Annotated in this window: 19 protein-coding genes; 12 read left to right on the forward strand and 7 right to left on the reverse strand. The window is 67.7% G+C overall.

Features of this window, described 5'->3' with window-relative positions:
• Positions 1–23 precede the first annotated feature (23 nt).
• The 3 genes from KOR34_RS21245 to KOR34_RS21255 form a co-directional block, all read right to left on the reverse strand.
• Complete coding sequence (locus tag KOR34_RS21245; RefSeq protein WP_146568009.1) at positions 24–1,253, reverse strand: efflux RND transporter periplasmic adaptor subunit; 1,230 nt, start codon at positions 1,251–1,253, stop codon at positions 24–26.
• Between the two features lie 88 nt (positions 1,254–1,341).
• Positions 1,342–3,711 (reverse strand): ABC transporter permease, encoded by a 2,370-nt coding sequence (locus KOR34_RS21250; protein WP_197531641.1) that lies wholly within the window; start codon positions 3,709–3,711, stop codon positions 1,342–1,344.
• 102 nt (positions 3,712–3,813) lie between these two features.
• Positions 3,814–4,428 carry a hypothetical protein gene (locus tag KOR34_RS21255; protein ID WP_146568010.1) on the reverse strand — a complete coding sequence of 205 codons (615 nt, stop codon included), beginning with the start codon at positions 4,426–4,428 and terminating at the stop codon, positions 3,814–3,816.
• A gap of 173 nt (positions 4,429–4,601) precedes the next feature.
• Here KOR34_RS21255 and mddA point away from each other — a divergent pair, with 173 nt between their 5' ends.
• The gene (gene mddA, locus KOR34_RS21260; RefSeq protein WP_146568012.1) at positions 4,602–5,366 is read left to right on the forward strand and encodes a methanethiol S-methyltransferase; all 765 of its coding nucleotides are present in this window, start codon (positions 4,602–4,604) and stop codon (positions 5,364–5,366) included.
• Between the two features lie 85 nt (positions 5,367–5,451).
• Here mddA and KOR34_RS21265 read toward each other — a convergent pair whose 3' ends face one another.
• The 3 genes from KOR34_RS21265 to KOR34_RS21275 all read right to left on the reverse strand — a co-directional run bounded on the left by KOR34_RS21265 (position 5,452) and on the right by KOR34_RS21275 (position 9,354).
• Positions 5,452–6,024 (reverse strand): LemA family protein, encoded by a 573-nt coding sequence (locus tag KOR34_RS21265; protein WP_146568014.1) that lies wholly within the window; start codon positions 6,022–6,024, stop codon positions 5,452–5,454.
• A 68-nt stretch (positions 6,025–6,092) separates the two neighbouring features.
• Complete coding sequence (locus tag KOR34_RS21270) at positions 6,093–6,794, reverse strand: hypothetical protein (protein ID WP_146568015.1); 702 nt, start codon at positions 6,792–6,794, stop codon at positions 6,093–6,095.
• 289 nt (positions 6,795–7,083) lie between these two features.
• Complete coding sequence (locus KOR34_RS21275) at positions 7,084–9,354, reverse strand: tetratricopeptide repeat protein (RefSeq protein ID WP_146568017.1); 2,271 nt, start codon at positions 9,352–9,354, stop codon at positions 7,084–7,086.
• 285 nt (positions 9,355–9,639) lie between these two features.
• Between KOR34_RS21275 and KOR34_RS21280 the strand changes: the two genes are divergently transcribed.
• From KOR34_RS21280 to KOR34_RS21320, 9 genes are all read left to right on the forward strand, one after another.
• Positions 9,640–10,683 (forward strand): glycosyltransferase family 9 protein, encoded by a 1,044-nt coding sequence (locus tag KOR34_RS21280; protein ID WP_197531642.1) that lies wholly within the window; start codon positions 9,640–9,642, stop codon positions 10,681–10,683.
• On the forward strand, positions 10,680–11,762 hold the full coding sequence (locus KOR34_RS21285; RefSeq protein WP_146568021.1) for a glycosyltransferase family 9 protein: 1,083 nt from the start codon (positions 10,680–10,682) through the stop codon (positions 11,760–11,762). The genes KOR34_RS21280 and KOR34_RS21285 overlap by 4 nt, the downstream gene beginning before the upstream one ends.
• An 88-nt stretch (positions 11,763–11,850) precedes the next feature.
• Positions 11,851–12,942: a 3-dehydroquinate synthase gene (aroB, locus tag KOR34_RS21290; protein WP_146568023.1), complete on the forward strand. Its 1,092-nt coding sequence runs from the start codon at positions 11,851–11,853 to the stop codon at positions 12,940–12,942.
• Positions 12,943–13,162: 220 nt separating this feature from the next.
• Positions 13,163–13,849: a response regulator transcription factor gene (locus tag KOR34_RS21295; protein WP_146568025.1), complete on the forward strand. Its 687-nt coding sequence runs from the start codon at positions 13,163–13,165 to the stop codon at positions 13,847–13,849.
• A gap of 86 nt (positions 13,850–13,935) precedes the next feature.
• Positions 13,936–15,051, forward strand: coding sequence for a DNA-processing protein DprA (gene dprA, locus KOR34_RS21300; protein ID WP_146568027.1), 1,116 nt, complete (start codon positions 13,936–13,938; stop codon positions 15,049–15,051).
• 694 nt (positions 15,052–15,745) lie between these two features.
• Positions 15,746–16,420, forward strand: a complete 675-nt coding sequence (locus KOR34_RS21305) for an RNA polymerase sigma factor (protein ID WP_228714725.1) — start codon at positions 15,746–15,748, stop codon at positions 16,418–16,420.
• Positions 16,421–16,575: 155 nt separating this feature from the next.
• Entirely contained in the window at positions 16,576–17,688 is a 1,113-nt protein-coding gene (locus KOR34_RS21310) for an anti-sigma factor family protein (protein ID WP_146568029.1), read from the forward strand.
• A gap of 133 nt (positions 17,689–17,821) precedes the next feature.
• A complete protein-coding gene (locus KOR34_RS21315; RefSeq protein WP_146568031.1) occupies positions 17,822–18,217 on the forward strand; it encodes a hypothetical protein in 396 nt (131 codons plus the stop codon).
• 77 nt (positions 18,218–18,294) lie between these two features.
• The gene (locus KOR34_RS21320; protein ID WP_146568033.1) at positions 18,295–18,777 is read left to right on the forward strand and encodes an FxsA family protein; all 483 of its coding nucleotides are present in this window, start codon (positions 18,295–18,297) and stop codon (positions 18,775–18,777) included.
• 3 nt (positions 18,778–18,780) lie between these two features.
• Here the strand turns inward: KOR34_RS21320 and KOR34_RS21325 are convergent, their stop codons facing one another.
• Entirely contained in the window at positions 18,781–19,140 is a 360-nt protein-coding gene (locus tag KOR34_RS21325; RefSeq protein ID WP_146568035.1) for an SHOCT domain-containing protein, read from the reverse strand.
• Between the two features lie 275 nt (positions 19,141–19,415).
• Between KOR34_RS21325 and KOR34_RS21330 the strand changes: the two genes are divergently transcribed.
• Both KOR34_RS21330 and KOR34_RS21335 read left to right on the forward strand, forming a co-directional pair.
• The gene (locus KOR34_RS21330) at positions 19,416–20,501 is read left to right on the forward strand and encodes a hypothetical protein (RefSeq protein ID WP_197531643.1); all 1,086 of its coding nucleotides are present in this window, start codon (positions 19,416–19,418) and stop codon (positions 20,499–20,501) included.
• A gap of 304 nt (positions 20,502–20,805) precedes the next feature.
• Complete coding sequence (locus KOR34_RS21335; protein WP_146568037.1) at positions 20,806–21,201, forward strand: hypothetical protein; 396 nt, start codon at positions 20,806–20,808, stop codon at positions 21,199–21,201.
• Positions 21,202–21,768: the final 567 nt, after the last annotated feature.

Below are 21,768 nucleotides of genomic sequence, written 5' to 3' on the forward strand. Positions count from 1 at the left end.
GTTGGGGCGGTTGTGCGGCGTGGCTAGTTGCCGGTGCGGGAGCGGACGGCCGAGGCGTCCCGCACACGGTCGCTGGGGTGGAGGATCACGCGGTCGCCCTCGGACAGCCCCGACAGCACCTCGGCCAGCAGGTCGTTTTGCTTGCCGACGTCGACCGGCGTCTGGACGGCCAGGCCGTCGACCACCTTGAACACGACCCAGTCGCCGCCCGATCGGAACAGCGCGCTGGTCGGCGCCACCAAGGCGTCGTCGGCGCTGGCGGTGACGATCCGCGCCTCGACGCGGAAGCCGTCGCCCAACTGCTGGCGGGCGGCGGGGTCGTCGACCAGGTCGACGATCACGTTGACTCGCTGCTCTTCGACGCCGAGGGTCGAGATCTTGGTGAACCCGGCTGGCTCGACCAGCCGCACCCGGCCCTCCAGCGTGTTGTCGCCGCCCCAGTGCTCCAGCAGCACCCGCGCGCCCGGCCGGACGCGGACGGCGTCGCTGGACAACACGTCGATCTCCACCTCGAGGTCGGTTGGGTCGCCCAGCTCCAGCAGCGACGTGCCGGCGGTCACAACCGCGGCGCTCTCCTGGAACACCCGCAACACCCGCCCGTCGATCGGCGAGCGGATGGTGATGTTCCAGCCGTTGGCGCCGTCGGCCCCGTCCGCGGCGTTCTCCTCCGCGGGCCGGGTGCGGAGCAGCGCGGCGCGGGCCTGCTCTAGTTCGAACTCGGCGATCTCCTGCGAGTACCGCGACGCCCTCAGCTCCTCGCTCGCGAATTGGTAGGTGGCCTCGATGTCCTCGAACTCTTCCTGCGTGACGCCGCCCGACGAGACCAGGTTGCGGTAGCGCTGCAGATCACGCTCAGCCTGCGCCTGGCGCAGCCGCGCCTGCTCCAGCACCGGCTCGGCACGCTTGAGCGCCGCCTCGGCGGCCTGCACGCGGGCCTCGGCCTCGCTGACGGCGCGGGCGTCCAGCAGCTCCGGGTCGCGCGGCTCCACAACGGCCAGCACGGTTTGACCGGCGGTGACCGTGTCGCCCGGGTCGTGGTCGATCCGCAGCAGCCTTCCGGACAGCGGCGTGCTGACGACGTACTTCTCGCGGATGCGGGTCTTGCCGTCCTCGTCGACCGTGACCAGCAGCGATCCACGCTCGATGGTCGCCATGTCGACGTCCACCGGCTCGGGCAGGAACGCCACCACCAGCCCGCCGACCACCGCCAGGCCGACCGCGAGGAAGAACAGCTTGCTGAGCCAGTTTTGCATGAGGCGAGGAGACGGGGCGGAATGGTCCGTAGGGGGATGTGATCCTGTGTTTGCTGCTAGAGCAGCGATCTGATGCCGCGGCCCAACATTAGTCACGCGCCTTCAGCACGGCGATCAGGTCCAGGTGGTCCAAGCTCCGCCGGACGAGCAGGCCGGAGAGCGTGGCGGCGGTCAGCACCACGCCCGAAGCGATGCCGTAGGTGGACCGTTCTACCACCAGCGGGAAGCGGAAGGCCTCCATCTGGTTCATCAGCAGGTTCAGCCCGGCGGCGAAGCTGTAGCCCATCATCCACCCCAGCGGCATCGCCGCCAGGGTCAGCAGGCCGAGCTCGCCCAGCAGGATCGCCGAGATCTCGCCCCGTGTGAACCCCACGACCCGCAGCGTGGCGAGTTCGCGGCTCCGCTCCGACTGCGCGATGCGGGTGCTGTTGTACACCACGCCAACGGCGATTACGCAGGCGAAGAACAGGTTGATCTTCTTCATGGTGCCGAGGTTCTTTGCGAGCGTCTCGGTGAAGCTCTCGATGGCGCTTGACTTGAGCGTCACGCCGGTCACCTTGGGCGTCTCTTTGAGCGCGTGGTAGGTCTGGGTCTGCTGGGCCGAGTCGGTCATCAGGAACGCGCCGGTGACGCGTGGGCCCTGCCGCATCAGGCGGTTGAGCGAGTCGATGTCCATGTACGCGTTGAGCCCCTGCAGGTCCTCCAGCAGCGACACCACCGGCAGCATCGCCGCGGGGCGTTTGCCCTCGAGGGTCTCAACCCGCACGAGCTGCCCGACCTCCACCCCCAGCCGTCGGGCGAGCGACGCGGACAGCGTCACGCCGCCGGGTGGCGGGCGGTACAGCGCGCCGGAGTCGTCGGCCATGCGGTACAGCGTGCCGTCGCGCGGCAGGCCCATCAGCCCCACGCGGCGGCTGCGGGGGCCGAAGCGGATCCGCGCGGCGACCGTCCGCACTGGCTCCACGCGCATCACGCCCGGCATGTGCGACAGGTCGTGCAGGATGTCGGTGGAGCTCGCCTCGAGCGTGCTGACGGCCATGTCGTACCGCTGCACGCGGAAGAACTGGTGGTCGAGCGTGTAGTCCATCGAGTCCTGGATGAACTGACCTACCACGATGATCGCCACGCTCAGCGCGATCGCCAGCACCGACAGCCCGCTCTTCACCGGCCGCCGTTCGATCTGCCGCAGCACCATCCGCGCCGAACTGGGCAGCACCCTGCCCAGGCCGAGCCGCTCCAGCAGGGTGGGTCCGAAGCTGGCCGGCGGCTCGGGCCGCATCGCCTCGGCCGGCGGCACGCGGACCGCGCGGCGGACCGCCCCCACGGCGCCCAGCAGCGCGGCGCCGGCCGCCACCGACACCGCGGTGGCGACCACCGAGGGCCGCATCCGGATAATCAGCTCCGGGTACTGGTACAGCTCGGCGATCATCACAGTGAAAGTCCTCGCCAGGAAGAACCCGCCTACCATGCCTAGCAGTGATCCGAAGCAGATGATCACCAGCACAAACTTCAGGTAGTGCCAGCCGATCGCCACATTGCTGTAGCCGAACGCCTTGAGCGCGGCGATCTGTTCCCGTTGCAGGGCCAGCAGCCTGGCCAGCACCACGTTGAGCAGGAACGCCGCCACCGCCAGGAAGATGCTCGGCGCGACCAGGCCGGTGGTCTTGAGGCCCTGGATGTCGCTCTCCAGCAGCATGTGCGACAGCTGGTCCTCACGGCCGTAGGCGCCAAGGCCGCCGTACGGCACCAGCAGCTTATCCAGGCGGAAGATCACCTCCTCGACCTCCGCGCCGCGCATCAGGCCGATCGTCAGGTCGTTGAACGCGCCCTCCATGTCGAACGCCATCTCCAGCGCCTCACGGTTCATCCAGAACACGCCGAAATGCTCTGGGTCGGGCACCAGGTCGCCCGGCTTGACCTGGAACACGTACTCCGGCGACAGCACCACGCCGACTATCCGCAGGTCCTTCTTACGACCGTTGATGATGGCCGTGACCGAGTCGCCCACGGTCAGGCCGTTCGCCTCGGTGAACTTCTCGCTGGCGAGCACCTCGTCGTCGCGTCCCGGCTCAAGCCGGCGTCCGCGCCGCAGGTAGACGCGGTTCAGGGCGGGCTCGCCGGAGACCGGCATCGAGATCAGCTGCGCGACCGCCGGCTCCTCCATGCCCGGCACGTCCAGGTTGACCATCTCCACAACCCGCGACTCGACACGCGCCACGCCGGGGATCTCGGCGGCGCGCTGCTTGATCGACTCCGGCGCCCGCTTGACGCCGGCGAACACGTCGGCGAAGTAGAAGCGGTCGTAGAAGCCGGCGCGGGTGGTCTCCAGCGAGTAGAGCATGGTCCGCGAGTTGATGAAGGTCGCCACGCCGGCAGACACCACCAGCGCGATCATCAGCGCCTGGCCCCACATGCCAGCGAGGTCGCGGATCAGCTTGCGGTCGAGTGGGGCGATCATCGGGCGGTGAGCACGGCTGAAGGGAGCCTGATTGTACCGCACCCTCGGAACGCATGGCGGAGCAAGCCATTTCTTGCCCCGCGTGGCTGTGTTCGGCCGCCGCTACCGCACCCGCCGGTGCAGCTGCATGCCGTCCTGCCCGTGGTAGGTCAGCAGCAGGGCTCCCTCGGCCGCGCGGCGGCGGAACAGGTCGAACACGATCTGCTCCTCGCCGGGCCAGGGGTACGCGAAGATGATGTCGAAGTCGTCCGGGTCGAGGTCGATCTCCTCGTAGGCCGACGCGGCGTCGGTCCGCAGCCAGTTGATGTCGCGCTGCTCGTCGATCTCGTCCTCGTAGCCGTCGGGCACGAAGCTGCCGCAGACAAACTCGACCTCGACCCCGTAGTCTTCGGCCAGGTCGACCGACAGTTCGACCAGCGGCGCCTCCACCTCGATGCCGATGGCGTCGAACCCCAGCATGCCGGCCAGGCAGGTCACCACGCCGGCGCCGCTGCCCCACTCCAGCAGCCGGTGCCCGGGCGCCAGGTTCACCTCCGACAGGTAGGCCAGCACCCGGTACGCCTCGACGAAGTCGCACGGCACAAACGCGGCGATCGGGCGGTCGCGGTGCTCGAACTGCAGCCGCTCGATCCGCGCGTCGGCGTCGTCGAGGAGCTTCTCAACCCGTTTGGGCAGCCGGCAAGCCGGGTGGGCGAGTTCGATGGGGGCCAGGCGCACGGCGGGGCAGCGGGAGGGCGGGGCGGGGGGACGCCGGATTGTACCGACTCCGAGAGGTTTTTGCGCCCGGTTTGTAACGCCCCGCCCCGACCCCCGTAGGAGGGGCGTGCGGCGGGGGTCCCGCGGCGAGAGAATCCTAGAGAAACCATTGTCAGAAAGCAGAGGCGAGCGAAATGACGCGGCGGGTCGCAGTGTTTGTTTATGGGGTGTTGAGCTACGCGGTCGGGTTCGGCGTGCTGCTGTACCTGATCGGCTTCATCGGCAAATTCTTGGTCCCCACATCGATCGACGGACCTCTGCAGGGTTCGCTTGTCGGCGCGGTTGCGGTCAACCTGGGGCTGATCCTGGCGTTCGCCGTGCAGCACAGCGTGATGGCCCGCCCCGCGTTCAAGCGGTGGCTGGTCCGGCGCATCCCTGCTGAGGCGGAACGCAGCACTTACGTGCTGGCGAGCGGCCTGACGCTGATCGCCCTGTTCGCGCTCTGGCGGCCCATGGGCGGGATCGTCTGGGACGTGCAGCAACCGGCGGCCCGCGTCGCACTGTTCGCGCTGTTCGCCGCGGGCTGGGTGACGGTGTTCGGGTCGTCGTTCCTGATCAACCACTTCGACCTGTTCGGCTTGCGGCAGGTGTGGCTCTGCCTGCGGGGCAAGCCCTACACGCCGCTCGAATTCAAGACGCCCGGCCCGTACTCGCTGGTGCGTCACCCTCTTTACGTCGGCTGGATCACGGCCGCCTGGGCGACCCCCACGATGGGCGCCGCGCACCTGGCGTTCGCCGTGGCAATGACCGCCTACATCCTGGTAGCAATCCGCTGGGAGGAACGCGACCTGGTCGACGCCCTCGGGCAGGACTATGCCGACTATCAGCAACGCGTGCCGATGCTCGCCCCGCGGCTGCGTCGTGCGAAGAAGTCACAGGTGGAGGGCGCCGCGGCCTGAGGAACCCGGCGCCAACTCAGAAACCCCGGCCTCGCAAGACGCGTGGCCGGGGTTTTTTTGTCATTCGGTGGTTAGTGGCGCGGGGCTAAATCTGGATGCTCGGCGCAGTGCGCTGGGCGTCGTCGTCGAGTTCGAAGTAGCTCGACTCTTCAAAACCGAACATGCTGGCGATCAGGTTGGTGGGGAACGCGCGGCAGAGCTGGTTCAGCTCGCGGACGTTGCCGTTGAAGAACCGCCGCGCGGCGGCGATGCGGTCCTCGGTGTTGGTCAGCTCTTGCTGGAGCGCCAGGAAGTGCGTGTCGGCCTTCAGGTCGGGGTACGCCTCGGCCACGGCGAGCAGCTTGCCGACGCCGATCCCCAGCGCCCGCTCGTCCACCGCCTGCGACGCGGCCGAGCCCTCGTTGCGCATGGCTTGGGAGCGGAGCTTGGCGATCTCCTCAAACACGCTCTGCTCGTGCGCGGCGTAGCCCTTGACGGTTTCCACCAGGTTGGGGATCAGGTCGTACCGCCGCTTCATCTCGACGCTGATGTCCGACCAGCTCTCGCGCAGGTGCTGCCGCACCCGCACCAGGCGGTTGTAGTTGGCCAGCACAAACACGCCGACCAGGAGGAAGGGTACCCCGATGACCAGCAGCATCACGATGGCGGCTTCGTTCATACTAGAGTTGCTGTGCGCGGGGCAGGCGTTTGCGTGGCTGGCCGGGGCGTGGTTCCTATCGCGATAGCCTACGCCCGGCTCTTGAGGTCCGCCAGCACGTGCTGCGGCCAGCGATCGAAGAACATGGTGAGCCACTCGACGTAGTGGGGAAACTCCTCCGGCTTCCACTTGCCGCTCTGGGTGACCAGCACGTGGCCCTGGCAGATGGCGAGCGTGGGCCCGCGGGTGGCGAGCAGGAACTCCATCATCCGCGGGTGCACAACGTCGTACGCGAAACGCTTGTCCGCGCCGCTTACGTGGAACTTGTTGCTGAACTCGACGGACTCGAAGTCGATGTCGTCGAAGCCGAAGAACGCGCCGATTTTGTCGAACATCCCCTCGGGGCGGATGGTCATGTTGGGGACCTCTGGGTGCGGGAGGTCCGCGAGCAGGTAGCTGAAGTGGTGGTGGTGGGTGGTGGTGCGTCCCTTGCTGTTGGTGGACTGCGTCTGGTAGTGGAAGTCGCCCGCCTTCAGAGCGCAGGATTGCCCGTCCACCTCGAGGCTGCCGAACAGCGAGTTGTACGCGTAGCGTCCGTTGCCCTGGCGGAAGTTGCGGAACTGGCGGAAGTGGTCGTCGTGGTCGCGGTCGCGGTCGGCGACAAACGTCCAGCCACGCTCGGCGGCGATCGCCGAGAGTGCGTCGCGGCGGGCCTGGGCGGCGCGGTGCGAGAAGATCGCCCCCACGACGATCAGCACGAGCACGGCGGCGATGATGATGAAGGGGAGCAAGCGGTCCCTCGGGTTGGGGGCGTCGGATCTGGCCGTGGGGGTATCTTAGACGCGTATTCGCTGGGGATCGAGGAATCTTGGGCAAATGGACGCGCGGCCGAGCCGCGATGCTTCATGCGCCCGATGACGGCGGTTCCCGGAAACTGCGGGGATCAAAAACCGAAGGGCCCGGTCTTGCGACCGGGCCCTCACGTCCCCCCCAATCTTATCAGCCGCCGCCTGCCTCTTCGGATTGCTCCGTGTGCCTCGCGGGCGGTGGCCGACTTCGCTAGCTCAACTTGATCTCACTCTACTTCAGCCCGGCTCCGTTCGTGTCGGAGTAGCTCGCCTGCCGGACGCCGGCGGGCGTGGTGCGGAACGGCTTCTCCTCTTCGTACAGCTTCAGCCGCTCGGCGTACTCGCTCTGGTCGCTGGAGGGCGCCAGAGAGATAGCCTCCTTGATGGTCTCGATGGCGGACGGGAAGTCGCCCGCGGCGGCCTGGGCGGCGGCCAGCGTGTCGAGGCAGATGTCGTCCTCGGCGCCGGACAGCTCAATCGCCCGGCTGGCGTTCGCCACGGCCCGCTGCCCGTCCTGGTACGAACGGTCGGGGCAGGTGGCCTGCAGCCAGGCCAGGTTGCGGTGGGCAATGGGGTCCTGGGGATCGAGGTCGATCGCCCGGACGTACCCGGCCGCGGCCTGGGCGTAGCGTCCCATGTCGACCAGCAGGTCGGCCCGGCAGGTGGCGATGCCGGCGTCCTCGGGCGACAGCAGGGCGGCCGCCTCGAAGTGCTGCAGGGCTTCCTCCAACCGGCCCAGCACGTGGCACACGCGGCCGCGTCCCTTGTGGGCGATGATCAGGTCCGGGTCGAGCGAGATGGCCCGCTTGTAGTCGGAGAGGGCGGTCTCGAACTCGCCGGCCTGCACGTACAGCGAAGCGCGGTTCGAGTGGGCCTTGGCAAACTTCGGGTTCAGCTCGATCGTCTTGTTGAACGCGTCGAAGGCCTGCGAGAAGTCGCCCGACTGGGCCATCAGCACGCCGCGGTTGTGGACCGCCCGCCACTGGCCGGCGTCCTTGGTGACCGCGTCGTTGAAGTCGACCATGGCCTCCTTCATCATGCCGAGGTCCGCCTTCAGCTCGCCACGCTTGTTGAGCGCCCAGGAGGCGAGCTCGTTGCTGTACTGCACGGCGACCTCCGACTCGTCGATCGCCAGCACGTGGCGGCACTGCTGCACCACACGGGTGAACTCTTCCTCACTCTGCGCGTCGCGGGCCAGGTAGTGGGCCTCGGCGAGCAGGGCGGCGGCCCGCTCGGAGCACTGCTTGGCCTGCTCCTCCTCGGCGACCTTTACCGGGTTGGGCAGCACCGCCACCTTGGCTGCCGGCTGCGGCTTGGCCTGCGGCCGCTTCATCGGCTTGGGCTGCGCCACGGGCTTCGGCTGCGTCGCACGCGGCGTCGGCTGCGGCGCCGAGACGCTGGCGATCACCGACCCGGACGGCTCGACCGTGGGCGCCTGGCGGACCGGCGCCGGCGGCGTGGTCACGATCGGCAGGTCGGCCTTGGTGTTTTCAATGATCAGCGGCTTGGGCGCCGGCTCGGTCCGCTGCGGCGCCGAGGCCAACGCTTGCGGCTTGGCGGCGGGCGCCGACTCGGGCTGGTCGCCCGGCAGGTCCGTGATGAACAGCGGCTCGTCGTCAGCGGCGTCGTCCGACGAGACAAACACCATCGGCTCGCTTGATTCGGCTTGCTGGTCGCTCACCATCACCACGCCGTCGCTCGGCTTGGACAGGTCGCGTGGGTTCTGCTGCGGCGGCAGGGCGGTCGGCATGCCAACCGGTCCCATCGCGGGGCCGCGGTTCATGGCTGGCAGCGGCGACCCGCTGAGCTGCGGCAGCGAGGCCGGTCCGGCGCTGCTGCTGCTGCGCTGCTGACGCGGCTGCGGCGTCGCACTGGCGACCATCGCCGACTCGGCGCTGTCGCGGTTGGACCGCGCGGTCGGCTTACGTGTGTTGCTACGCGAGGCGACCTGGCGTGAGGGCTGGCTCGGTTGCGAGGGGCCGGAGTCGTCCGACCCGAAGGCCAGGTCGAACAGCCCGCGGCGCTGGTCGCCCTGGCGGATCGCGACGCCGCCGCTGGCGGAACGGCCGCGGCTGGCGGTGTTGCTGCGAGGGGCGGGCGCCGCGCCGAAGGCGGCCGGCTGGACGGCCCGCGTGGCCTGTTGCTGCGGCTGGGCCTCGTCACGCGAGAACAGGCCCTTGATGCCCGCGCCCAGCTTGCTGAGCGGGCTGGCGTTGGTCTGCTGACCCGACTGGGCGTCCGCCTGCTGGTTGAACGCCTGCGCCGCCTGCTGACGCGACATGCTGTTGGGCATGGGCACGCCGGCGGGGATGCGCGTCGACGAGACCGACCGGCCCACGCGGCGGGCGCTGGGCTGCGACTTCGGCTGGGGCACGGGGTACTTCGCGCCCTCGGAGCTGTAGTCGTCGAAGAACACGACTTCCTGCGCCGCGGCCGGCGTCGGGATCAAGGCCGCGGTGCACGCGGCGCTGAGGGCGAATCGGATGAGAAGGGTTGATCGCATGTTTGCTCTCTCCAGACGAGGGGAAACTCGCCATGCTTAAGGGCGTTGTCACACGGAGAACGATCGCCGTGGATCCCCGCTGTGGGAGGTATCGGCCGCCCGGCGTCTCGGCCTAACCGAAACTGCCGGAGTTTTCGCTAAAACCGGCAGGGCTTCTCCAGCTTGCCGCCGCGGCGGGTCTGCTAGCACCAATCCGCCTTGGTGGGTCTCCGGCCCGGCACTATCATGCCGGCCCCCGCGGCGGACTCGCCGCGCGACGCTAGCACCACACGGGACCTCCTCAGGGTGAGCACACCCCAGCGACTGCTAATTGTCCGGCTGACCGCCATCGGCGACGTTATCCACGGCGTCCCCGCGCTCTGCGCGATCCGTCGAGCGCACCCCGATGCGCACATCAGCTGGGTAGTGGAGGGCGCCGGCGCGCAGCTGCTGGACGGCCACCCCGCGCTGGATGAGGTGATCCGCGCGCCGCGGCGGTGGTACCGCAGCTGGCGCCAGATCCGCGAGCTGCGGGCAACCCTCCGCGAGAGAAGTTTTGACACGGCCGTCGACCTGCAGTGCCTGACCAAGAGCGCGCTGGCCGCCTACCTGAGCGGCGCGCGGCGTCGGCTGGGTGTGGCGGGGCGGCACGGTCGCGAGCTGAGCCGCGTGCTCAACAACGAGCGGACGCTCGTCCGCGCCAACCACGTGATCGACCAGTACCTGGGCGTGCTGGCGCCGCTGGGAATCGACACCCCGCGGGTCGAGTTCCGCCTGCCGGAGACCGACGCCGACGCCGCCTTCGCCGATGGCCTGCTGAGCGACTACGCGCTGCAACGCCGCGGCTTTGTCATTATGAACCCGGGCGCCGGCTGGACGTCCAAGCGCTGGCCGCCGGAGCGGTACGGAGAACTCGCCGCGCGGCTGCTCCGCTCGCACGGCGTGCCGACGCTGGTCGCCTGGGCTGGCGAGGAGGAGCGGACCCTGGCCGAGACCATCCTCCGCAGCAGCGACGCCGCCGCGCGGTTGGCGCCGGACACCTCGCTCACCCAGCTCGCCGCGCTCGAACGCCGAGCGGCGCTGTTTGTCGGCTCGGATACCGGGCCGATGCATCTAGCGGTGGCGGTTGGCACGCCGGCCATCAGCCTCCACGGGCCGAGCGTCGCCTCGTGGTGCGGCGCGTACGGCGAGAACAACCGACGGGTCCAGGTCGAGCTCGACGAGTCGCCCGGCCGCAAGCAGCCCGGCGCCGACGACTACGCGATGCGGGCCATCGGCGTCGACCTAGTTGCCGAGCACTGCGACGAGATGTTGCCCGGCATCCTGGCGGCGCGGGGGGAGGCCGCATGAGGGTACTGCTGATCCGGCTCAGTTCACTGGGCGACGTGCTGTTCGCTACGCCGGCTATCTCCGCGCTTGCCGAACGCTACCCCGGCGTGCGGATCGACTTCGCGACCTACAAGCGGTTTGGCGGAGCGCTGGCGCACCACCCGCTGGTGGACCGCCTGCTGCTGCTGCCGAAGAAGCAGCTCAGCGTCGCCGCCAAGCGGGGCGCCGTCGCCGAGGCTAGTCGGACGTTGTCGGCGTTCATCAGCGAGCTACGCGCCGAGCGCTACGACCTGATCGTCGACCTGCACAACGTGACCGACAGCGCGCTTGTCGCGCGGGGGGCGCGGGGCGAGCGGCGGGTAGGCAACAGCCGCCAGCCGCTCAGCCGGTTGTTCAGCGATCGTTTTGACTTCGACGACCGCAATGAAACGGGCCGCGAGCACTCCGCGTTCTCGAACTTGCGGTATCTGGTCGAGGCCGGGTGGCTGGGCAAAGAGCTGCTCCAGACCGAGCCACGCCTAGCGTTCCACACGCCGGAGTCTGCTAAGCAGAACGTCGACCGGTTCCTCTACGACCACCAGCTGCAGGGCAGGGAACTGATCGGGCTGAACCCGGGCGGGTCGTACGAGTACAAGCGGTGGCCCGCCAGCCGATTCGCCGAGGTTGGCGCAAGGTTGCAGGCGCAGACCGGCATGCCACTGCTGTTGTTCGGCGGGCCGTCGGAGCAGGAGGCCGTGCAGCGGGTCGCCAGCGGGATCCCGGGCCCGGTGATCGATACTTCGCCGCTGCCCTTCTTCGAGGCGTTCGAGCTGATCAGCCGGTTGCGGTTGTTCGTCACCAACGACTCGGCGCCGCTGCACGTGGCCTGCGCGGCCGGCACGCCGACGGTCGGGCTGTACGGGCCGGCCAACTTCGACAAGTTCTATCCGCTCTCGCCCTCCGCCCGGGCGGTGAAGGTGGACGTGCCCTGCCGGCCCTGCCAGCCGAAGCAGGGCCGGGCCTGCGCCCACCGTGACTGCTTCCTCCAGCTGACGACCGCCCGCGTTGTGGCGGCCTGCGAGGACCTGCTAGGCGGCGGCGTCCAGCGGCGCGCGTCCTAGCCGCGGGCGACGCTTCCTGCCGCGGTGGGCTTTCTCTGGCTATGATGGTGGGTTCACTACCAGACCCCGCCGTCCCCCATAGCCCTCTATGCCCCAGCCCGCCAAGACTGTCCGCGTCAACCTTGCCGACCGCGGCTACGACATCCACATCGGCCAGGGCCTGCTGGCCGACGCCGGCGCGTTCATCGCCCAGCGCAACAACACGTCGCACGTGGTGGTGATCACCGACGACAACGTCGACGGCCTGCACGCCGACCGCGTCGCGGACCAGCTCGTCGAGGCCGGGCTGGAGGTCAACGTGATGGTCATCGACGCCGGCGAGCGGAGCAAGGACGTCGAGGTCGCGGCCGAGCTGTGGGAGACCATGCTCGCCGAAGGGACCGACCGCAAGTCAGCCGTGCTGGCGGTCGGCGGCGGCGTCGTCGGCGACTTGGCCGGCTGGGTCGCGGCCAGCTACGCCCGTGGCCTGGCGTTCTTCCAGGCGCCCACCACGCTGCTCGCGCAGGTCGACAGCTCGGTCGGGGGCAAGGTGGGCGTGAACCTGCCGGGCGCAAAGAACATGGTGGGCGCGTTCTGGCAGCCTCACGGCGTGCTGATCGACGTCGACGTGCTGTCCACGCTTTCGGACCGCGACTACCGAGCTGGCTTGGCGGAGGTGATCAAGTACGGCGTGATCATGGACGCCGACTTCTTTGCGCAGCTCGAGCAGCAGGCCGACGCCATCAATGCGCGTGACCCCCAGACGCTCATCGGCGTGATCGCGCACAGCTGCCGCCTGAAGGCGGATGTCGTTGAGGCGGACGAGCGCGAGGAGAGCGGCCGCCGCGCCATCCTCAACTACGGCCACACCTTCGGCCACGCGCTCGAGGCGGCAACCGGCTACGAGTCCCTCCTGCACGGCGAGGGGGTGGCTATCGGCATGGTGTGCGCGTCCCGCCTGGCGGAGAGCCTGGGCATGATCGATGCGGAGGCGACCCGCCGCCAGACCGCGCTGCTCGAGAAGGTCGGTTTACCGACCACGCTGCCCGCGGAGATCGATCCCGTTGAGATCGAGTCGCTGATGTGGCGCGACAAGAAGGTGCAGCACGGGCAGCTGCGCTTTGTGCTGCCAACGCGCATCGGCGAGGTGCAGTTGGTCGACGCGCCGAAGCAGGACGATGTGGTAAGCGCTATGCGGTGAATCATCCGGCAAGCCGCAATAAGCCTCTGTAATCCACCATTGGAGTTGCACGACTCCGAATCCGTATCCGAGAATACGGGTAGGAGAAGGGGCTGGCGGACGCGCCGACGCGCGTCGCGGCCAGGCTACTTACCAGGCATTGCTACACTGCGCATTAGGGCGGCGGCGGCGGACCGCGGGTCGCCACTCATAGGCGCGAGAAGGTCCCAAGTCAGTCATTGTGAACGAGCTAAGCGCAATCCCCGTAAGCACCGACCACCTCCACATTGTTCAGCAGCTGATGGAAAAGTGTGGCGTCAAGCCACACATCTACGAGACCCCGGACGCCTGGGCCGACGACTCCAACGCCCAGCACAAAGACCTCGCCACACGCATGGTCGCACGGGCCGGAATGCCGACAAGCGACAGTGACGAGGAGCAGTGCCTGCTGCTCGCCGGCCCGCTCTCGCAGATCATCTCGCAACGCATCCCCGAGTTCATCAACCACGTGCACCCTGGCTTGCCGGTTGTCGCGGTCTGCAACTCGCCGAAGCTGCCGGAAGTGGTCGGCGTGCTCCGACTGGGCGCGCGGGACGTGGTCGACCTCGCTTCGCACGACGTCGACCCGTGCGACGCCATCCGCGAGGCGTTGGAGTACGGCCGCGAGACCGAGGGCCGACGGCTCCGCACGATGGTCCTGCGGCAACGGCTCGAGACCGTCACCCAGGGCGAACGCCAGGTGCTCGACTCGATGCTCGAGGGGCTCGCCAACAAAGAGACCGCCAAGAAGCTCGGCATCGGACTCCGCACGGTCGAGCTCCGCCGTGCGAAGATCATGACTAAAATGGGCGCCAAGGGCGTCGCGGAACTGGTCAAGCTGTTCTGTGAGGCCCGCTGCCCGGGCGTTGATACGCGGGCCGTCCGGTAAATCGCTGCAAGCGGCGCCGCGGGTGACTAGACTGCGGTAAGCCCCAGCGCGGCGTGCGCCGGGTTCGTGCCCCGGTCTCCGCTGCTATGCCTCCGCCCGACGACCAGCGGCTGCTGGCCGAAGTCTGTTTGTCGCTGGTCCGCGGCGTGGGGCCGCGCCTGCGCGAGAACCTGCAGGCCGCGTTCGGCGACGCCGAGCAGATACTCGCCCAGCCTGCCGAACGCCTGACCGGCGTCGAGGGAGTCGGCGCGACGCTCGCCGGCCGCATCGCGTCGGCGCGCGAGGAGATCGACGCGCAGTCCGAGCTGGACCGCGCGGCCCGTCACGGGATCGCGATTGTGCTGCGCGACTCGGACTCCTACCCCCGCGCCCTGCGCGAGATCCCCGATCCGCCGCCGCTGCTGTTCGTGCGGGGCGAGCTGCTGCCGACCGATCAGCTGGCGGTTGCCATTGTTGGATCGCGGCACGCCACTCGCTACGGCTTCGACCAGGCAGAGCGGCTCGCAGCGGCGCTCGCCCGCGCCGGAGTCACCGTGGTTAGCGGCATGGCCCGCGGCATCGACACGGCCGTGCACCGCGGCGCCCTGGGGGCGGGCGGTCGCACGATTGCGGTGCTGGCCAACGGGCTCCTGAAGCCGTACCCGCCGGAGAACGCCGAACTGTCGCTCGAGATCGCCAAGCAGGGCGCCGTGCTCAGCGAGGCGCCGCTGCTGCGCCCTCCGATGAGCGGCGCATTCCCCCAACGCAACCGCATCATCAGCGGCGTGTCGCTCGGGGTGCTGGTGGTCGAGGCCGCCGACCGCTCCGGTTCGCTCATCACAGCGCGGCACGCCTACGAGCAGGGACGCGAGGTGTTCGCCGTTCCCGGACCGGTCGACAGCCGCCTGTCCAAGGGTTGCCACAAGCTGATCCAGGACGGCGCGAAGCTGGTCGCCACCGTCGACGACGTGCTGGAGGAACTCGGCCCGCTGGTCGAGGGCGTGCCGCGGCCGGGCGGCGGACAACTGCGGAGCGTCGCTGAGCTCAACCTTAACGACGTCGAGCAGTCAGTCCTGCAGGCCATCGGCGCCGCCCCCACCCAGATGGACCACGTCGTGCAGCAGTCGGGCGTGCCGGTCCACCGCGTGCTGTCGACGCTGAGCGTGCTGGAGGTCCGCGGCCTGGTCCGCCGCGTCAGCGGTTCGCTGGTAGCGCGGGTCTGACCCGGCTGTCAGCACCGGCAGCACGATCAGGTGGTCCGGGAGCTGGTAGGGCGTCCACATCAAGGCGGTCCCCACAGGGTAGTGGATGAGGCCTGCTGCTGGCCGCAATAAGTCTACTTCGTCCGGGGTGGCGGGGACCAGCGAGGAACTCATCGAGGTGTACCGGGTTCTAACCCTGCAAGACTTCCCAACCACCGGCGAATAATCCAGTCGGAGCCCAGCAGTTTTGGCACGGATGATTGCCAGTCGGGGGGTCTCAAGTTGATACGCATCTGGACCGTTCTGCGACAGTCGGTAGGTGTCCACCCTACAACGGCATGCAAAATTGGCAGGATCGGAACGGGTGTTTTTTTCCCAAATCGGCCGAACCAACCGTTGGTGCGAGTGCGTAAGTAGATAGAACGTAAAGAGTTACGCGGGTAGTCGGGTTGAGTCGGAAGCCCCGTAAGTCCTCACCGGCACAGGGGTTGCGTTAGCTCATCCATAGATCGAGTCGTTACAATCAGTCAGCTAGAGGCGTGTTGCGACTCATCGAGGGTCAGCCGTGGCGGAGTCCACAACAGGCTGGCTCGCCCAAGGCCCAGGGATACGCAGAGGAGGACGCGGGGGCCCTTGGAAAAACACTAATGACGGCGGGGAGTCATGGATCTGGTTCCCCTTTGGCGTCGAGCCCTGTGATCAGGAGTTCGTAACCATGAAGACGCAGTCCACGGAGGCACGCACCCACGTTTCTACCGGAACATTGGAGCCCGCGATGGCTAAGGGGAAGACCATAAACGCAGACGCCAAGGCGCGCACCGACGAGCAGGTGCTGGCCGAACACCAGCGGGACCCCGCCGGCGGTCACTTGGCGGCGCTCATAAAGCGTTACGAGCGAGAGCTTTACAACTACCTGCGCCGCTACCTAGGCGACGCCGGCATGGCCGAAGACGCCTTCCAGGCGGCGTTCCTGCAGGTGCACCTGAAGGCCGACAGCTTCGACTCGGGCCGCAAGTTCCGCCCCTGGCTCTACACCATCGCCACCAACCAGGCTATCGACCTGCAGCGCCGTAACCGCCGGCACCAAGCGGTCAGCCTGGATAAGCCGAACCGCGCCGAGAGCGAAGAAGTCGGCGCCCTGATCGATCTTTTGGGCAGCAAAGAGCTCGGCCCGAACGAACGCTTTGACCGCCGCGAGCGTATGGAGTGGGTACGGAAGGCGGTCGCCGCCTTGCCGGAGCAGCTCCGATCGGCCGTTTCGCTGGTCTATTTCGACGGCCTCAAGTACCGCGAGGCCGCGGCGGAGCTGTCGGTGCCCGTGGGGACGGTAAAGAGCCGTCTGCACTCGGCCATCGGCCAGCTCGGCAAGGCGTGGCAGGACTGGGACTAGCACCGGAGCGGCACGGCCCACAGCGGGCGGCGTCGCAGTGTTGACCAGATTTCTCGGCAGCCTCCCGTTGTACGGGTTACACTAGGCAGGGCCCGGCGTCGCTCAACCAGCGCCGCCGGGCCGGCCTGAATCTGCAACCGGAAGCCGGCGTCCCGATGCGCGAGAAGCTTGTCTGCTATCTGTTGGGAGAGTTGGACGAAGCCGAGCGCGCCGAGCTTGAGGCCCGTCTGGCCAACGAGCCCTGCCTGCGGAAAGAGCTGGAGCAGATCCGCGCGGGCCTGGGCCTGACAGACGACGCCGACCCGGCCCCCCAGCACGACTGCCCCGACGGCTTGGCCGATCGCACGGCCGATTGCATCTCCCGCCTGTCCGCGCTGCGCGACGGCGTCGACGCCCCGTGCCACAAGTCGCGGTTCACGTTTGTCGATGTCTGCGTCGCCGCCGGCGTGCTGCTGGCGGTCACCGCCATGCTGCTGCCCGCGCTGCCGCAGAGCCGCGCGACCTCTCGCCGGCTGCTCTGCGAAGACAACATGCGCGAGATCGGCAAGGCGATGCAGCTGTACGCCGAGCGCAACGCGTTCTCCCTAGGCGACAACGCCGACCCGGCGGTCATGCGCGTCAAGCTGGATCGGTCAGTCGACAGCGACCGACCGACCAAGAAACCCCGCGGCCACTTCCCCTACATTCGCCGCGACGAGAACGCCGGCATGTTCGCCGTCCGCCTGGTCGAGAGCGGCGTGATGAGCCAATCCGAGCTGCAGCGGCTCCTGTGGTGCCGCGCCTCTGGTCTGCAGGAGAAGCTACGCAACAGCAAGGCGCGGCTGATCATTGTCGCGCCCACGCCCGAGCAGCTCGAGCAGGCCAAGGGCGAGGTGCTGGCCCAGCTCCGCCGCTGGATGGCGGGCAGCTACGCCTACCGCCTGGGCTACGTCGATGACGGCGTCTACTACCCGATCCTCAACTACGAGAACTCCCGCTCGCCGATCCTCAGCGACGCCCCCACCTACACGCCAGATGGCTGGGTGAGCCTGAACCACGGCGCCAAGGGCGGTCAGAACGTGCTCTATCAGGACGGCAGCGTCGGCTTCCAGGTCCACTGCGACTGCCCTGCCATGGATTCCGACCTGTTCGTGAACCACAACGGCAAGGCCGCGGCCGGGCAGGGCGAGTCCGACGTAGTGCTGGTCCGCAGCGACCTGACGCCGGGGCTTGGCCCCCAGATCAAGGAGCTCACCCCGGCCGTGTTCCGGGCGCCCCGCCAAGAGTAGCCGCCCGCCCCTCTGTGCCAGGCATGGCCGCCCGGCTCTTGCAACCGCGACATCCGGAATCGCGCACGCCCCGCTTGCCGCCGGCGATGGGATTCCCGAGAAGCCGCTCCGCTGATTGACCGAGGAAGAAGATATGCGTTGGATCCTTTGCGCCTACCTGCTGATCAGCGTCGCCCTGGCGGTCTCGGCCGACCTGGGCCGCTACGCGCCGCTGATCAACGAGGTGCACTCCGCGCCCATGGGCGACAAGCTGCTGCACACGCTGTTCTCTGGCGGGCTGGCGTTGCTGATCAACTGCGTGCTGCTGGGGCGGCGCACGGGGTCGCCGTGGGCGGCGCTCGGGCTCGGCGCAACCATCGCCGCGGCGCTCTGCACGCTGGAGGAGGCCACCAACCTGCTCACCCCCTACCGCGGCGCCGAGCTGTCCGACCTGGCCGCCAACTACCTGGGGATCCTGCTCCTGGGCACTGCGCCGATTGCGATATATCTGCTCGCCCGGCGGGGACCCGCCCCAATCCGCGGCGCCTAGCGGCGAACAGCTGCTGGACGCCCACGCCCGTCAAACGGCCGATTGCCACGCCGGCGAGCCTTCCGTAGGATCCCACTGTGCCACTGCTCCTGCTCATTTTCCTGTTCGTCGCGATCCCGGTCACGGAGTTCGCGATCCTGTACCGGCTGGCCGCGCACGGCATTGGCCTTCCGGCAACCATCGCGCTGGTGCTGCTGACCGGCGTGCTGGGCGCAACCCTCGCCAAGCAGCAGGGCCTGCAAACGCTGACGCGGATCCGCCAAGAGATGGCGGGCGGCAAGATGCCGGGCGACGCGCTGTTCGACGGCGCGCTGATCCTGGTCGCCGGCGCGGTGCTGATCACGCCCGGCATCCTGACCGACGCGTTCGGCTTCAGCCTCTTGATCCCGCCGCTGCGGGCGATCGTCAAACGCCTGATCAAGGCCTGGGCCGCGCGGAACGTGCGGGTCGCGACCAGCTTCTCCGGCCCCCCCGGCGGCGCAACGATGGGCGAACCCCACCGCGGCCGCGACGAGATCATCGACGCCGAAGTCATCGAGACCCGCGTCGAACGCGGGTAGTTCCTAGATCTCATCAAGGATCCGCTGGCGCTGCTGCTCGTATTCCTGCTCGCTGATCAAGCCCTTCTCCCTTAGCGCTGTCAGCCGGGTGAGACGCTCTTCGGGTGTTTCCTTAGGGGCGGGAGGCGAATCCGGGCGAGGCGGCGTGTCGAACTCGACGACCTCTTGGGCCACGCCGTGCTCGGTGAACAGATTCAGGGCGTGGTAGCCGGTGATCGCTATCGCGACCATCGTCCAGAGAACGCCGAAGCCGCCGGCGCCGGGGATGGCAACGAACACCCCAATCCCAACGAACAACACGCCCACTATGCAGCCGATGGCCGACGTCGGCTTGCTGGGTCTGACCCGACCACGTGCTCTCATAGGTGGTTCTCTACTTGCTGTGATCGTAGGCGGCGTGTTACCGGCCTCTTCGTACTCGACAGGCGTTTCTTGGGAGTAGAATTGAATCGAGCGGCGCCGTCACCATCGTAGCAGGATCGCTTGCCTGCCGGATGGTAGTGGATTCCGGCCGCCCAATGCGGTCGAATGCTAGGCGTCGTAGCCTCGGCAGCCAGTCTTGCGCGGGCGCAAAGGTGTGTCTAGAAAGTGACAAGACTCCGGTCTTTCGGGCCCAGGGGGATCTAAAGGAAACAACCATGCCAACGACCACCGGGATGAAGGCGGGCGGCTTCTACGATGCTCACTCGGGCGGCCAGCGGTCGGCGCTCGACGAGTTCCTCCCCTGGTTGGAAGAGGCGGTCGCCGACCTGCCGCTGGCGGGCGGCGACCCTGCGCCGGTCGGCGTGATGGACATCGGCTCGTCGGAGGGCGCCAACGCGCTCTACGCGCTGGACCGGGTAGCGCGGCGGTTGCGGTTTGCGACGTCCCGCTCGCTGTGGCTGCTGTTCAGCGACCTGCCGACCAACGACTTCAACCGCCTGTTTGCCAATCTCTACCCGGGCGGCACGGCGGCCGTAACGTCGGACGACGTGTTTGTGGGCGCGGTGGGCGGCACCGCGTTCGGCCGCCTGGTCCCGCCGGCGTCGCTGCACATCGCGACCACGTTCAACGCGATCGGGTTCCTCGACAAGCGGCCCGACGCCGGGCTGCCGAACTTCATCCTGCCGATGGGCCCCGGCCCGCTGGCGCCGCGGGAGGGCGTGTCGGTCAGCGAGGACGAGCGGGCGCCGTACCGCCGGCAGGCGGAGCAGGACCTGCACAACTTCTACGCGGCCCGGGCCGCGGAGCTGGTCCCAGGCGGCAAGCTGCTGGTGCAGGTGTTCGGACGCGACGATCGGCACTCAACCAGCCACGGCATCTACGACGTGCTGAGCGACGCGGTGCTCGACGGCGTGGACGACGGGACGCTCGACCGCGCGGTGTACGAGCGGCTGGTCTTCCCGATCTACTTCCGCACCGTCGAAGAGCTGGTGCGGCCGATCGAAGCCGACGACCGCCTGGCGGCGTGCTTCCGGCTGGAGCGGCACGCGAGCCACGACGTGCCGATCCCTTTCAACACGGCGTTCGCGGAGTCGGGCGACCGGTCCGCCTGGGCGAAAGACTACACCGGCTTCCTGCGGGCGTTCACCGAGGCGATCCTGGCCGCGGCGTTGCCGGACAGTCCCCTGCAGGCCGACACGCTCGAGTCGATCTACCAGCGGGTGGAGCAGCGGCTGATCGACGACCCGGCCCGCTACGAGTTCCACTTCATCTCAGTGGGCGCGCTGCTCACACGCCGCTAGCGGAGCGGTCCGAAGTCGAACCGTTACCTCAGTGCACGCCACGGGGTTCATCTCTGGCGACTTGATTCCGGCGCCTGTGGAAGAGGAAGAGAGTGAATAGATGCTCAGATTCCAGTAAGGACGACCTTCTACGGCAGTGCGTCAACTGAGTGCGACCGACACACTGTTCCGTCAACTTCATATGCAGACTTTCTCCGATCGGGCGCCGACAGGCCTAGCGTTCTGAGGGTAATACCATGGTCTGAGATCGAGCAGTTTCTTAGTATTGATACAGGCCATGGGCTGACAGTCGAATTGTAGGAATATGACGACTCTAGAGAGGCAGTGCGACGAACTAGAAGACTTGCTTGCTCATGCAGGAATTGATGGGGCCGACCTGTCCGGTGTCTACGAAGGAATCGTTTCTGTATTAAGCTCAGCAGTTCAAGACAAGGGATACGAATCGACCACGGTCGGGTTCCTGAATGCAGCCCAAGAAATGGTAGATCATTCGTTCCCAAGCTGGCCAATGCGAGGCCAGCGATACGATACATCTATGCAGTTCCCTGACGAGGAATTGCCGTATCGTATTGCACGAGGAGTGGGGTCTTACTTAGCAGTTGCGATGGAGAAACTTAGCGGGCATGCCAAGGTTGGTGCTAAGCGAATAGACGCCTTCATAGAGTCTTCCGGGTTGTATACTAGTGATGTTCGTGAATAGCTTCGGCAGCATTCGTCCGGTTCAAGAAGGTTGTCCAACGAGCTAGCCCGCTGATCCAAGGTCGGAAATCGGCCGGTGGCACTGCTACTCGGTGCCACTGCCAACTTGTTTGGCAGTGCGAACCCTGCACACGCTTCGCACTGCCAGCAAGCTGGGCAGTGGCACCGAAGCAGTGCCACCAGCCGGTGAGAGTACGCCGGCAGTGCATCCTGCGCAACCCGCCAAGCCGCGTGTAGCACCGCCGCCGGGGACTTGCTTGTCGTCGCCATCCACTCTGTACGAACGCATGCGGCGACGTTGTTTAGCTAGCAAGATGGGGTTTTCGACAGAGCCAGAATGTCCCCTTTACCTCCGACACCCAGGCGTCGTCCGCCGGGCGGTAGAATTTGTGCAGCCCCGGTTGCGAGCAGACTCAGGTTCTCAGCAGCCCACATCAGCCACTGACCCAGCCCCTTCAAATAAGTCCACGCCGTTTGGGATAATCCCGGGCGTCGAGGACATGACCTTTGAGGAGGTAGAAGGATGCCGAAGGGTAAGAAGCACGGTCCAGAAGAGGTGATCCCGAAG

The organism is Posidoniimonas corsicana, from assembly GCF_007859765.1.
Classification (GTDB): Bacteria; Planctomycetota; Planctomycetia; order Pirellulales; family Lacipirellulaceae; genus Posidoniimonas; species Posidoniimonas corsicana.